This is a genomic window from Acinetobacter larvae (assembly GCF_001704115.1).
In the GTDB taxonomy this organism is placed as follows: Bacteria; Pseudomonadota; Gammaproteobacteria; order Pseudomonadales; family Moraxellaceae; genus Acinetobacter; species Acinetobacter larvae.
In genome coordinates this window covers 2,085,763-2,098,528 of record NZ_CP016895.1, presented here as the reverse complement: position 1 = coordinate 2,098,528, position 12,766 = coordinate 2,085,763, and the positions used below count along the sequence as shown (strand labels likewise).

15 protein-coding genes are annotated in these 12,766 nt (G+C 38.3%); 6 read left to right on the top strand and 9 right to left on the bottom strand.

All coding sequences use genetic code 11. The features are described from left to right. Positions 1 to 58: 58 nt before the first annotated feature. The gene (locus tag BFG52_RS09490; protein ID WP_067555237.1) at positions 59 to 763 is read right to left on the bottom strand and encodes an XAC2610-related protein; all 705 of its coding nucleotides are present in this window, start codon (positions 761 to 763) and stop codon (positions 59 to 61) included. A 345-nt stretch (positions 764 to 1,108) separates the two neighbouring features. Between BFG52_RS09490 and BFG52_RS09485 the strand changes: the two genes are divergently transcribed. After that, on the top strand, positions 1,109 to 1,423 hold the full coding sequence (locus BFG52_RS09485) for a hypothetical protein (protein WP_067555234.1): 315 nt from the start codon (positions 1,109 to 1,111) through the stop codon (positions 1,421 to 1,423). 339 nt (positions 1,424 to 1,762) lie between these two features. Here the strand turns inward: BFG52_RS09485 and BFG52_RS09480 are convergent, their stop codons facing one another. Then, positions 1,763 to 2,650: a DUF3829 domain-containing protein gene (locus tag BFG52_RS09480; RefSeq protein ID WP_067555231.1), complete on the bottom strand. Its 888-nt coding sequence runs from the start codon at positions 2,648 to 2,650 to the stop codon at positions 1,763 to 1,765. A 212-nt stretch (positions 2,651 to 2,862) separates the two neighbouring features. After that, positions 2,863 to 3,324 (bottom strand): hypothetical protein, encoded by a 462-nt coding sequence (locus BFG52_RS09475; RefSeq protein ID WP_067555228.1) that lies wholly within the window; start codon positions 3,322 to 3,324, stop codon positions 2,863 to 2,865. A 233-nt stretch (positions 3,325 to 3,557) separates the two neighbouring features. Between BFG52_RS09475 and BFG52_RS16890 the strand changes: the two genes are divergently transcribed. After that, positions 3,558 to 3,758, top strand: coding sequence for a DUF2158 domain-containing protein (locus tag BFG52_RS16890; RefSeq protein ID WP_081408672.1), 201 nt, complete (start codon positions 3,558 to 3,560; stop codon positions 3,756 to 3,758). 193 nt (positions 3,759 to 3,951) lie between these two features. Further along, positions 3,952 to 4,161 (top strand): hypothetical protein, encoded by a 210-nt coding sequence (locus BFG52_RS09470; RefSeq protein ID WP_067555225.1) that lies wholly within the window; start codon positions 3,952 to 3,954, stop codon positions 4,159 to 4,161. 155 nt (positions 4,162 to 4,316) lie between these two features. On the opposite strand, the gene bioB is transcribed toward BFG52_RS09470, so the two are convergent. From bioB to BFG52_RS09440, 6 genes are all read right to left on the bottom strand, one after another. Then, entirely contained in the window at positions 4,317 to 5,306 is a 990-nt protein-coding gene (bioB, locus tag BFG52_RS09465) for a biotin synthase BioB (RefSeq protein WP_067555222.1), read from the bottom strand. Between the two features lie 329 nt (positions 5,307 to 5,635). Continuing rightward, complete coding sequence (gene queG, locus BFG52_RS09460) at positions 5,636 to 6,757, bottom strand: tRNA epoxyqueuosine(34) reductase QueG (RefSeq protein ID WP_067555219.1); 1,122 nt, start codon at positions 6,755 to 6,757, stop codon at positions 5,636 to 5,638. Positions 6,758 to 6,986: 229 nt separating this feature from the next. Continuing rightward, positions 6,987 to 7,409 carry an HIT family protein gene (locus BFG52_RS09455; RefSeq protein ID WP_067555216.1) on the bottom strand — a complete coding sequence of 141 codons (423 nt, stop codon included), beginning with the start codon at positions 7,407 to 7,409 and terminating at the stop codon, positions 6,987 to 6,989. A gap of 21 nt (positions 7,410 to 7,430) precedes the next feature. After that, positions 7,431 to 7,691 (bottom strand): YARHG domain-containing protein, encoded by a 261-nt coding sequence (locus BFG52_RS09450; RefSeq protein ID WP_067555213.1) that lies wholly within the window; start codon positions 7,689 to 7,691, stop codon positions 7,431 to 7,433. A 76-nt stretch (positions 7,692 to 7,767) separates the two neighbouring features. Then, positions 7,768 to 8,640, bottom strand: a complete 873-nt coding sequence (locus BFG52_RS09445) for an NAD(P)-dependent oxidoreductase (protein ID WP_067555210.1) — start codon at positions 8,638 to 8,640, stop codon at positions 7,768 to 7,770. Between the two features lie 134 nt (positions 8,641 to 8,774). Next, positions 8,775 to 9,890, bottom strand: a complete 1,116-nt coding sequence (locus tag BFG52_RS09440) for an alpha/beta fold hydrolase (RefSeq protein WP_067555207.1) — start codon at positions 9,888 to 9,890, stop codon at positions 8,775 to 8,777. Positions 9,891 to 10,043: 153 nt separating this feature from the next. Here BFG52_RS09440 and BFG52_RS09435 point away from each other — a divergent pair, with 153 nt between their 5' ends. From BFG52_RS09435 to recR, 3 genes are all read left to right on the top strand, one after another. Beyond that, complete coding sequence (locus tag BFG52_RS09435; protein ID WP_067555204.1) at positions 10,044 to 11,237, top strand: O-succinylhomoserine sulfhydrylase; 1,194 nt, start codon at positions 10,044 to 10,046, stop codon at positions 11,235 to 11,237. Between the two features lie 68 nt (positions 11,238 to 11,305). Further along, complete coding sequence (locus tag BFG52_RS09430; RefSeq protein ID WP_067555201.1) at positions 11,306 to 11,635, top strand: YbaB/EbfC family nucleoid-associated protein; 330 nt, start codon at positions 11,306 to 11,308, stop codon at positions 11,633 to 11,635. Positions 11,636 to 11,644: 9 nt separating this feature from the next. Then, the gene (gene recR, locus BFG52_RS09425) at positions 11,645 to 12,241 is read left to right on the top strand and encodes a recombination mediator RecR (RefSeq protein ID WP_067555198.1); all 597 of its coding nucleotides are present in this window, start codon (positions 11,645 to 11,647) and stop codon (positions 12,239 to 12,241) included. The last annotated feature ends 525 nt before the right edge of the window (positions 12,242 to 12,766 follow it).

Genomic DNA, 12,766 nt, shown 5'->3' with positions numbered 1-12,766 from the left:
ACTCAACACTGCTAATAGCGCTATGAATATCTTTGTTGTTGAATTTAGCTGATGAAGTTTATTCGAGATAATATTGATCAAGGTCATAATAACGTATGGTCTGTTGCCACCGTTGCTGATAGAGTTTGCGTTCAATCACTTTGACTTTTTCACCATTACTGTGGGTTGCATCTTCAATAAACTCACGAACCAGTTCTAAACCGCGTTGCGGAATAACATGGTATTCTTGAGTAATATGGTAGCAGCAGCCACTTTTGTTATAGGTGCGAATACGCTTCATATTCTTATCAATTTCAAACATGCCTAGACTGGTTAAAGTCAGTTCGGAAAGTTCTTTGCTATAAATAAATTTATGCTGTGTTTTATGCCAGACATATATGTCATAACTTGGACCATGATAAGCGCCATTATTGCCATTACGAATAGCCAAATCAGTTGAACCATCAAAATTAAAGTCATCAAAAATTAAACTGCTTTGCTCACCATAAAGTTCGACTTGATTGACAGAGGGTTGTAGCTCTTCATCAAGATATTGGGTTAAGTCCTCCGTATGAAATCGTTGTACTATCTCTGGTTGGGCATGTTTATAGAGTATGATTTCAGCAGGACCACCACATTGATCTTTTTGGCAAAGCACATTGATTTGAGCATCATATTCAGGTGATGCTGATTGAATAAAAAAGCTTTGTGCGTAGCCCGTCGACATCAACAATATATACAAGGCAGCTAGAGTGGTTAAGCGATATGATAAATTATTTTGCATAAGGTCTTTATCTTTATCATGATGACAATTGAAGGCTTTGCATAAAACGATAAGCACATTTTAAATAACACAATAAACAGCGTTTGTTTTAGTTTAATTATTAAACAATATCTTGGAGGGGAATTTCAACTAAAATATTATTTTTAATTAGCTTTTCGAAGTTTCCATCCTGATTGATCATAGCGATGTAGTGTAAATATGTAAATTGATTAAAATTCATACTAACATAAATTGGAATGTAATTTCTAGTAACTAGATACTCATACATGATATTGACCACTGTTAAACTATTGCATTATTCGATATTTTAAAGATTAACTCATATTTCTGTGCAAGGGAGTGCTGATGGCAAAATGTCAATCATGTGGGAAACGTTGGTGGTTTAGCCGTCAAGTAAAGTGTGATTGCGCTCAAGGCTTAGACCGTATTTTTGGACAACAGGTAACGATAAAACGTACGGTACAAAATGGCGTTGTTTCTCAGCAAGTTATTATTTATCAAACCAGCACATCACCTAGCATTTTTGATCAAAATTCTACCGTGAACCATGCTAGTGACCATCATCATTCACATGATTGCTCAAGCAGTAGCAGCACCAATCATAGTGATTCGGGCTGTAGTGATGCTGGTGGCTCTGATAGTTCATCTTCAAGTGATTAATTAACTTACGTTCGACATAAAAATGTGGTCTAGTCCTGAAGTTGATATGTATCTCAAGGATAGAATGCCTAATGAACTTTTATTATTTAAGGCAAAGTGAGGTCGTATTGTCTTGTCAATGTCTACAGACTCAGCAACTATTTTTATTGCTTTTTTTATTGTTTCTTCAATATTAGCAGGTTTGAACTAGCACATTTTATATTGACTTGATTTGCTGGCAAATAGTATTGCGTTTATCAGCTAGAACGGTTGGTGAATGCATTTAACAAGGTACTGCTAAGAACCACGTATCTTGATGTAGATATGTGGTTCTTAGCATTGGTCAATACCGACCATTCATCAACGGTTTGCTGACTTTACCGCACTGTTATAACCATCAATCATAAATTTAAAATCATATTGACTTTTAGTTTCTTTGAATTGACGATAATACTTCAAACAAGCAGTCAGATTACTGAGTACAGTATCTGCATTAATATTTGGATCTTGTGCTTTCTTTTTATTATATTCAGCATCTAATGCACTGAGTTCAGTTTGTAACTCAGCAGCAAATTGATCTGCTTGCTTGATTTTGTCAGCATTATTTAAGTCTGTTTCTGATTGGAATACACTGACTAAGTTTTCAGCAGTACTTAATGCAGCGCGACGATGGTAATTATAGTCATCGCCAGATGTTTTAAGTTTTTCCAACTCAGCTTTTTTCTGCTGTTGATAGATTACAGCAAGCTCTTGTTGAAATGCATCGAAACTATCAGAAGCTTGTTGAAAATGCTCACGAATAGAGGCATCTGCAGCTTTGCCTTTTGCCAGTTGGTCGGTTTTGTATTCACCACTACTATAGTAAAGATTGAAATCATTATAGTCTTTTTCTAATTGCGCAATCTTTTGCTTGAGATCAGCTGCTTTGCTTTCTAGGGCAGGATTATTTTTAGTGCTTTGTTCTGCTTGAGTGAACTGATCATTTAAGTATTTATAATTCATACTTGGATAGCTTAAAGCCTGACTAGGCATTGCTTGCGTAATATTTAACTTGTGATAGGCGTCCTGTGTTGCCTTTAAACCATTTAAGCCAATGAGCTGATTAGAAATCGCAATATAAGCATTGATATTTGAACTCTGTTCTGTTGTGGCAGTAGCAGCTTGCTCTTTCTGACCTTCCTTATTTCCACAAGCAGTTAAACTTAGGGCTGAAACGAATGCTGTGATAACCAGTGTATTAAAGCGCATAAAATAATCGATATCCATATTGAGGAATATTTATAATATCGTGAAATGTTTTATTTCTTTTAGTTTAGTTACATTAAACTAATAAAAATGCTTTTTAGCTTTAGATTAGATGGATATTTAAGCAAAATATAAAGCCAAGCCCAGACAGTTGCATATAGATTAAACATAATACATAAAGCCGTCGTGTGGCGGCTTTAATTTTAGGATGATATTTAAGGGCGTATAATCTCTTCATTATTTAATATTTTGAAAGTTCTTAGGTCGACAAAATCAGTGAGTTTATAGTTATGGTTTTTAAATAAATTAAAGCGAAAAGCACCCAGATATTCCAATTGAAAACGAGTTGTACAGCTATCAAACCATTCAATGAATGTTATGTTTGCATCAACTTGTCCAATCTTCTGTTGACGATATTTCATTTCAATATTTTTGGCTGCTTTTGTATCCATGACAAATGCTCTAGTACCGGGTAAGCAATCATGATGAATACCCACAAAGCAGCAGCGGCAATCATGATGAATCGTCGTAAGAATTTGAGCTTCTTGAATGGAGAATCGAGTACCATCTAGGCATGCACAGACAAGATTACTTCTGCCATCAAGTACACTCAGTAAAACGACTTGTTTAAAGCCTAAATCTCTCCAAACGCCTAAAGAATTCCTTATTATTTGCATGGTGTATTTCCTTGTTTAAATTTTATGCAATTGAATGCTTTTTTATACATTTTGTTGCTTATTCAAATAAAAATAATAAATGAAAATTCTCACTTAAGATATTATTAATTGAAGAATAGTTTGTTTTTTTTACAACTTCTTGGTCGTTAAATATTCACTTTATTTATTTTCAATCGTTTAAACTGATGTTATGTGCTTTGAACACCGTTAGAAGTTCATGTTTGAGGTGGTTTATGACAATAGAAATAGGCAGTGTTGTGGTCTTTGTTTTAGGAGGGCCAGAAATGATGGTTTATTCGGTTTCTATGAAAAGTGTAGCCTGTAAATGGATTTGTCCAGATGGGCATTTGCAAAAAGCTAAGTTTAAAAGAAATGAAATCATTGCAACAGGTCAAAAATTTTTACCAGAGGGTTCCAAAAATTTAATGATTTGACCTGCATTGTTGCTCTATCAGCCGCTATGCTATAGAAAAATCCCAACCTACATATTGGACGGCAATCAAGAACGTGTTATTGAGTAGATTGGAACGCTGTTATACTGAATTCAACGGCATGAGCACCTTAGGGTGCTTTTTTTAAATAACTCAGCTTAAAATAGCCTAAGCATATTAATCGGTCATTTTCACCATGAATAAAGACTTCCAAGCCATGCAATATATTGTCGATGATAATATTGCCGACACCATGCACTGGTTATTACAGCATCAAGATTGTTTTGATGAACTTTGCTTTGATGTACATTCACAACAGCTCAGGGTGATTCATGCCAATGGGACAGATATTATTCGTGAGGGGATGTATCTCAATGCTGGTTATGGTTTATTAATCACATCTTAAGCATCGAAATCTCGCCTTAACGTAGCGACAGTCAGTTGTTTGGGAGTTGGTGCGCCTATAAACTTTTATTTTCTTTAAAATAGCCTAAGCATAATTAAAATAGCGTTGTAAAATATGCAACGCTATAGAAAAATTTATTTTGATTAAAACTGAAATTAACTCGCCATTGCATCAACAGCAAGTTCAGCAACAGTTGCTTTGGCTTTTTCAGTTTTTAAACCTAATTTTGCAAAAAGTATTTGATCTTTATCGCCACCGGCATTGGGGGTAGTGAGTAGTTTTTCGCCCGAGAATAAAGAATTTGCACCAGCTAAAAATGCTAAAGCTTGATCTGAATCGGATAAGGCTTCTCGACCAGCAGATAATCGAATATAGCTTTTCGGCATAATAATACGCGCGACAGCAATGGTTCGAATCCACTCTGTAACATCTAACTTTTCTACATCGGCAAGTGGAGTTCCTTCAATTGGAACCAACATATTAATTGGAACCGATTCCGGATGAACTGCCAAAGTTGATAACTCATGTAATAGTCCAATGCGATCTTTGCGATTTTCGCCTAGTCCAACAATGCCACCACTACAGACCTTCATACCCGCAGCACGTACAGTGTCGAGCGTATCTAAACGATCATCAAAACTACGGGTGCTAATAATATGTGAATAGTATTCGCGTGAAGTATCTAAGTTGTGGTTGTAATAATCAAGCCCAGCATCTTTTAAACGTAAAGCCTGTGATTGGTTTAACATCCCCAAAGTCATGCAGGTTTCTAAACCAAGTGCCTTAACTTCTTTAACCATTTCTAAGACATAGGGCATATCACGTTCATGTGGGTTACGCCATGCAGCCCCCATGCAAAATCTCGAGGAGCCAGCAGCCAAAGCTTGTTTTGCTTCTTGAATGACTTTTTCAACAGCAATTCTTTTTTCAGCTTCTAGTTTAGAAGAGTAGCGCACAGATTGTGAACAGTATTTACAATCTTCAGGGCATTTTCCGGTCTTAATTGACAACAGTGTGCTGACCTGAATGGTATTGGCATCGAAATATTCACGATGAACACGTTGTGCTTCAAAAACTAAATTTAAAAAAGGTTGCTCATATAAAGCTTGAATTTGTTCACGGGTCCAATCATTGCGTACTTGCATATTTTATCCATGGAATTTTTTAAGACTATAAGAATCATACAGCATCTTTGCTAAGTTTGAAGTGTAAAAAAGTTCAATCTCATTATTTTTTAATCATATGATAATAAATGGTATTTTGGATTTTAAATTTATTTTACTTGCAAAGTATTGGTTTTTTCCACATTTTAGCTGCAAGTTTTTAGAACTTTTAAAAAAATAAGCTTTTTTTTATAGTTGCTTATTCTAACTTTAATTAAAACTTTGCAAGTATCTTTTGTTTTAAGATGGATTTCTATTTAAAAAATTAAGCATGGTAAAAACAGGTGTAGTTTACAAAGTTGAAAAATATCTTAATCCAAACCAAGGGCTATTTTAACTTGTTTGTTTTTTTGCTCATCTAATGCCCAATCAATATGTTGTTGTACTAGCGGAGATAATTCCGCGTAGCGTTGTACTAAGGCTTGGCTAATATCTGCATGAAATGGTGCATTGCCGAGCGCAATCGCGATATTTCTCATAAAACTCTCATAACCAGTACGACGTATAGGGCTGCCTGCAGTACGCTCTAAAAATGTTGTTTCATTCCATCGCCATAAATCGAGTAAATTAATGTGGTCTAAATCATGGCGCGCTTGAAAATCGTCAATCACTGCTAGCTTCGCATAGCGATTCCATGGGCAGATTAGCTGACAGTCATCACAACCAAATACCCGATTACCAATAGCGCGACGTAATGCTATGGGAATAACACCTTTATATTCGATGGTTAAATAAGCAATACATTTTCGTGCATCCAGCATATACGGTGCAACGATTGCCTGAGTCGGGCAGATATCAATACATGCATGACAAGAACCACAATGTGATGTGGTTGGGCGGTCAAAGGGCAATGCAAGTGAACAAAATAACTCTCCTAGCACAAAAAAAGATCCAGCTTTTTTCTGAATTAATAAAGTATGTTTACCTGTCCAGCCCATACCTGCACTTTCAGCCAGAGCCTTTTCAAAAATAGGCGCTGAATCGGCAAATGGTCGTGATTCAAAATCGCCGATTTTATCGCGTATTCGTTGTGCCAGAGTTTTAAGGCGACCACGCATGATTTTGTGGTAATCCCGACCACGCGCATAGCGTGCAATAATAGCCTGATTCGGTGCATAGGGAATATGCCGCGGTTTGGGGCTGGCAACCAAGTAGTCCATACGCACACAAATAATGCTTTTTGTGCCAGGGACCAATAGGCTTGGGTCAGCGCGTTTTTCTAAGTTTTCTGCCAGATAGCCCATTTCACCATGATAGCCACGCTTAAGATATTCTTTAAAACGTGACAACTCAGCACTGGCATCAGGTTTGGCAATCACACAATCGGCAAAACCAAGTTGTAAAGCTTGTTGTTTGATCCATTCTTTTAATTGTTCAGGATCATAAGGTTGTAGTGTAATTTGTTGCGTAGATAGCGCTGAGGTAGACGGCATGACACTGACTGATAGTAGAGTGATTGAGAAGTGGCAGCATAGTCTAGCATAAAAAGCTTTTAGAACTTTTTGCATAGCGTATGGGATAAGAGCTTAACTAGAGCAGCCCCACTTATAAATACGCTTTGAGTTGTTTAAAATACTGGAATCACCTCTAAAAAAAGAAGAAGCCGAAGCTTCTTCTTTTTTTTCAATTAGATAAAACACGCGTTTTAAGGTGTTCATTGGATCATTGTGTTGCTAAAGCAGCTTTAATTTTGTCAGCAAATGCTTGGATCACTGCAGGGTCACCCGGCGTCGCTGCATGGCGACCCAATTGATGGATGGAGCTGGGAATCAAATGAAAATGTACATGTGGCACAGTTTGACCCGCAGCAGCACCCGATAATTGCATTAAAACAATACCTTTGGCATCTAATGCTGACTCAATTGCTTTGGCAATTTTTTGCACCACTTGGATGGTATAGGCTGCGATCTCTGGGTCTAGATCTAGTAATGTGGTCGCTGGGGCTTTTGGAATGACCAAGGTGTGACCATCGGCTTGCGGCATAATGTCCATAAATGCAAGGACTTGATCATCTTCATACACTTTAAGTGCTGGAAGTTCGCCTGTTAAAATTTTTGCAAAAATATTTTGGTCATCATAGGCCATAGCACTTTCCTTATTGGTGAATTATTTACAATTCAGTTCTTTTTGACGTTCTTTAATTTCGTCAAGACGTTTCTGTTCTTTGTCTGAAAATTTTGGTTTGTTGGTAAAGCAGTTTTCATTACCGTGTTTGGCTTTGGCTTCTGGGTCTTTAAAACAAAATCCTTTTGAAGCATAGATGACATTATGTTCATCTTTCAGTTTTTGGCACTCTTGTTGTGCGTCTGCTGCATATAAGGCAGATGCCGCACATAGTGCGAATGCAGAGATAATAAGTTTCTTCATTGTTCTTCCTTTTATTTAGAACAGTAGAGCCTAAGCATCATTATAGGGACGAATTGTGTATATTCAATGCACAGCATTATTCTAATTTTATTTTGTTCAATGATTCATAAAGTTGTGCTGCGGTTGAGAAGTCACTGTCGGCGGGTTGTTGTTGCGCTGCGGCTTGAATTAAGCTTTGGCATAGTCCCATGAGGGGGGTGACCAATTTTGCCTGATGCACCAAATCAACTGCAATACGGGTATCTTTAGCCAATAAAGGCAATGCAAAGGTTAATGGAAATGAACGATTGAGTATTCGTTCTGGTAAGGCATGTTGGGTAATAAAGCTTTGACCACTAGATGCATTAATACAGTTTAAAGCCTTGTCTAAATTGACGCCATGTGCCTTGAGTGTACTGAAGCCTTCTGTTGCTGCACATAAATGCATTGCCATCATCATATTATTTACTGCTTTTACTGCAAAACCGGCACCGGAATGCCCGACATGTTGAATCAGTTGCCCCATTGCTTGCATGGCTGGGCGGGCTTGATGAAATGCGTGTTCATCGCCACCAACCATAAAGGTTAAACTTGCATTTTCTGCACCAATGGTTTGACCACTTACCGGTGCATCTAAAAATGCAACCTCAAATTGTTGTAAACGCTCTGCTTGAGCGCGTGCAGCTTGTGGTTCACCACTGGTACAGTCGACCCAAATTGCGCCTGCTTTGGGTTGGATTTGCTGGAGTATTTCATCTACTTGTTGGCTGGTGGGTAAGCAAGAGAAAATAATATCGGCGTCTGCAATTTGCGCTAAGGGCACAGCTTGGCTTTGGTATTGTTGCGCATGCTGTTGCGCTTTAGCAAAATTACGATTCCAGACATAGACCTGTGCAAAATGCTTGGGAAGGTGCGCCGCCATACGATAGCCCATTGCGCCAAGACCGATAAATGCTACAGTTGTTGTCATGATATGTTCCTCTTTTGCATGTGACCAAGAAATACAACAAATGGATGTCGTTCAAATGAAAGCCTGAGATTACAACATAGCCTAGTCGACGTGATGTTCTAAATTTCTGCTAACGATAGTCATTTTATTGCTTTTTAACAGTTTATGTTTTCGGTTGAGTCATTAACGGTACAACGTTGTTGTAACCATGCGAGTAAAAATGGCCAAAATTGTTGTGCACTTTGTTGGCTGGACATTAAACCGAGATGCCCGCCCGGAATCAGCTGAAAACTTAGGTCTTGGCTACTGGTCAAATAGGTGAGGGGATACACTGCTTCACGACTAACAATTTGATCATTTTGTCCTGCACCTACCAAAAGTGGGCAATCAATATTTTTTAGATCAAACTGACGATCTTGTAAGGTGATTTTTCCAGATAATAAAGCATTTTTAAGCCAGATCTGAAATAGCATGTCTTTGACAATACCACCAGGATAATCAAACATATGATTGAGAAAACTGCCCATGGTCGCATGTTCACGTACACTTTGCCGGTCTGCCAATTTGAGTAGCAGATTTTTTTGGGCATTGAACCAGCCTTTAGGATCGACCAATTTAAACGCTAAACTATTGAGAATACCTGATGTTTGCAGTAAATAGCTGGGAATTTTTTCTTGGTAACATATCTTGTGCAAAGTGGGCTGGCTGCGAATGATCCGGTCGAGTGTTTGGCATATTTTTCCAATATAACCAGAAGCATGACTATCGATAGGACTGCCTAAGACTACGAGATTTTTAACGCTTTGCTGGCTTTGTGCGCTGGTATATAGTGCTGCAAATAAACCAGCCATGCTCCAACCATGCAGGGTAATTTGCGCGCTATGGGCGTGTTGGCAAATCTGCTCAATACACTGTGGTAAATACTGTTCAATGAAAGATAAGAAATTAAGTTGGTGATGACTTTTGTTGATGACCCCCCAGTCGAGTAAATAAACCTCAAAGCCATGCTGGCTAAAATATTGCACTAAGGAGCGATATGGCAATAAATCATAAATAGACATATCAATTGCTAGAGGTGCGACAAAGACCAAGGGTTCCAGATAGCGTTTTTGCACAGCAGGATAGTAACGAACTTGTAAGTGTTCGAGGCGGTAAATCACATCAAATGGTTGTTGTTGTGAAAGACGTAATTGATGGGCATTAAAAAGACGTGCAGCAAGATTGTGTGCTTTGCGGTTTGATGCAGTAAAACGCTGATAGAGTGGCTTCATTCCTCATCCATTGTATTTGACTTGGTGGTGAATTTTGCAAAATCGCAAATCATCTCTGTAAAAATATAGATTTTACCTTGACCTGAAATGGCTAAAACGCTCAAAATGTTTGTAATTATTTAGCAGGGCAGTCCAAGTGACTGAAAAATAATCATGAATCACCACGATGATAATAGCTTTCAATTTAATACTTTGGCCATTCGCAGCGGACATACCCGTAGTTTTGAAGGCGAGCATGCAGAGCCAATTTTTTTAACATCATCGTTTACCTATCAAAGTGCAGCAGAAGCTGCGGCTAAATTTTCAGGTGAAAGTGCGGGTAATATTTACTCTCGTTTCACCAATCCAACGGTTAATACATTTGAAAAACGTCTTGCAGCGATGGAAGGTGCAGAACGTGCGGTAGCGACCAGTTCTGGTATGGCTGCCATTATGGCTGTGGCGATGACTTTCTTAAGTCAGGGCGATCATGTGATTTGCTCCCGTGCAGTATTTGGTTCAACCATTGCTTTATTTGAAAAATATATTCGTAAATTTGGTATCGATATCGACTTTGTCGACTTAATGGATGTATCGGCTTGGCAAAATGCGATGTGTAGTCAAACCAAGCTATTATTTGTTGAATCGCCATCCAATCCACTGAGTGAAGTTGCAGATATTGCCGCGCTATCACAGTTGGCAAAACAACATGGTGCTTTGTTGGCAATTGATAATACGATTTGTACCCCAATTTTTCAGCGTCCGCTACAGCTTGGTGCGGATTTGGTGATTTATTCAGGCACAAAATATTTAGATGGTCAAGGGCGTACTTTAGGTGGAGCTGTGTTGGGTAGTCAAGCTTTATTGGAAGAAGTACATGGCTATGTCCGTACTACTGGACCGTCTATGAGCCCATTTAATGCTTGGGTGTTATTAAAAGGTTTGGAAACTTTGCGTTTACGCATGATGGAACATAATCGTAATGCCTTACGCTTGGCTGAATGGTTACAACAACATCCCAAAGTTCATGCTGTACATTATGCAGGCTTAGCAGATCATCCAAGTCATGCTTTGGCAAAAAAACAGCAAACTGGTTTTAGTGGTATTGTCAGTTTTGAAGTGAAAGGTGGGCGTGAACAAGCATGGACGGTGATAGATCAAACCCAGTTTATTTCGATTACAGGAAATCTGGGCGATGCGAAAAGTACCATTACCCATCCTGCAACCACCACACATGGCAAATTATCCGTAGAGGCAAAACAGGCAGCAGGTATTTCTGAAGCTTTGATTCGTGTTTCTGTTGGCATAGAGGATATTAATGATATTATCCATGACCTTTCACGTGGCTTAGACTTGATAGCGCTCTAATCGACCGGATATCAAGTTAACCCTAACCTGTTGAAATATTTATTTTAGCCCTTTGCTTGGAGTGAATTATGAACATTAATATGCTTATGCAGCAAGCCCAGCGTATGCAAAAAGAAGTTGAGAACAACGTTAAAAAAGCCAAAGCTGAGTTGGCGCAAACCGAAGTTCAGGCTGAAGCAGGTGGTGGTCTGGTCAAAGTGACCATGACTTGTCGCAATGTTGTAAAACGTATCGAGATTAATCCTGAATTATTACAAGATGATCCAGAGATGATTGAAGATTTGATTGCTGCCGCAATCAATGATGCAGCGCGTCAAGTAGAAACCATCAGCGATGAAAAACTGAAATCTGCCAATTCTGGTATGGGCTTACCACCAGGTTTATCTGGTTTATTCTAGGATTCAACTGTGTTTAGTGATCGTTTTGATCAGTTGGTGCAGGCGTTGCGAATTTTGCCGAGCGTTGGGCCGAAATCGGCACAACGTATGGCTTTACATCTGATGATGAAAAATCGTGATGGCGCTGTACAGTTAGCACATGCTTTACATGAAGCCGCCAATTATATTCATGCGTGTCAAGTTTGTCATTCCTTAACCGAACATGATATTTGTGATATTTGTCAGTCTAAGGAACGCAACGCACAATTATTGTGTGTGGTTGAGTCGCCAGCAGATGTTTTGGCGATAGAGCAAAGTGGCAGCTTTAATGGGCGTTATCATGTACTTGGTGGTCACTTATCGCCCTTAGATGGTATTGGTCCAGATGAAATAGGTATTCCGCACTTATTACAGCGTTTGGCAGAAGAACCGATAGAGGAAGTGATTTTGGCGACCAATGCCACTGTAGAAGGGCAAGCAACCGCACATTATCTGCAGGAAGCAGCAAAGCATTTGGCTGTGCGAATGACACGTATTGCACAAGGTGTACCACAAGGTGGCGAGTTGGAATATGTCGATAGCCATACTTTAAGTCAGGCGGTACATAATCGAATGCAAATGAAATAAATTGTTTTGAGATGGGTGTGTTAACAATGCTTGGCAAGCCCATACCTTTATGCTAAATAATGAACCTATCATTGCTTTACAACTTATATTGATTTTCCAAATACTGATTTTCCAAACTACATTGCTTTCCGAGTGACTTAGCTTCTCCAAGCTGCTTCGTTTTAAAGTTAGTTTTAAAGCTTTTGCTAAAGATTGTTTTTTCTAAAAATTGCTTTTTGCATGATGTCTTTAAATGTGCACTGATTTAAAGTTTGACCAGCAGTACATCGTCTTCATTCATTGACATTATTTTAATATTGAGTTTCTACATTGATAAGCTTAATTATTCGACACTTAATTTATTAGATGAATTGAAAGCCTAATTTTGATCAACCTTGTGCTCGATATTAAACACAAACGCTGTCGTATTGTGATAAAGTGTGAGTTACTTGTTCAAAAAACAGATTGTAAAATCATTTTCGTTCAAAAAACTAACTTAATGAAAGACTTTAAAATGATCATAATGTATTTTAATTTTTTGAATTA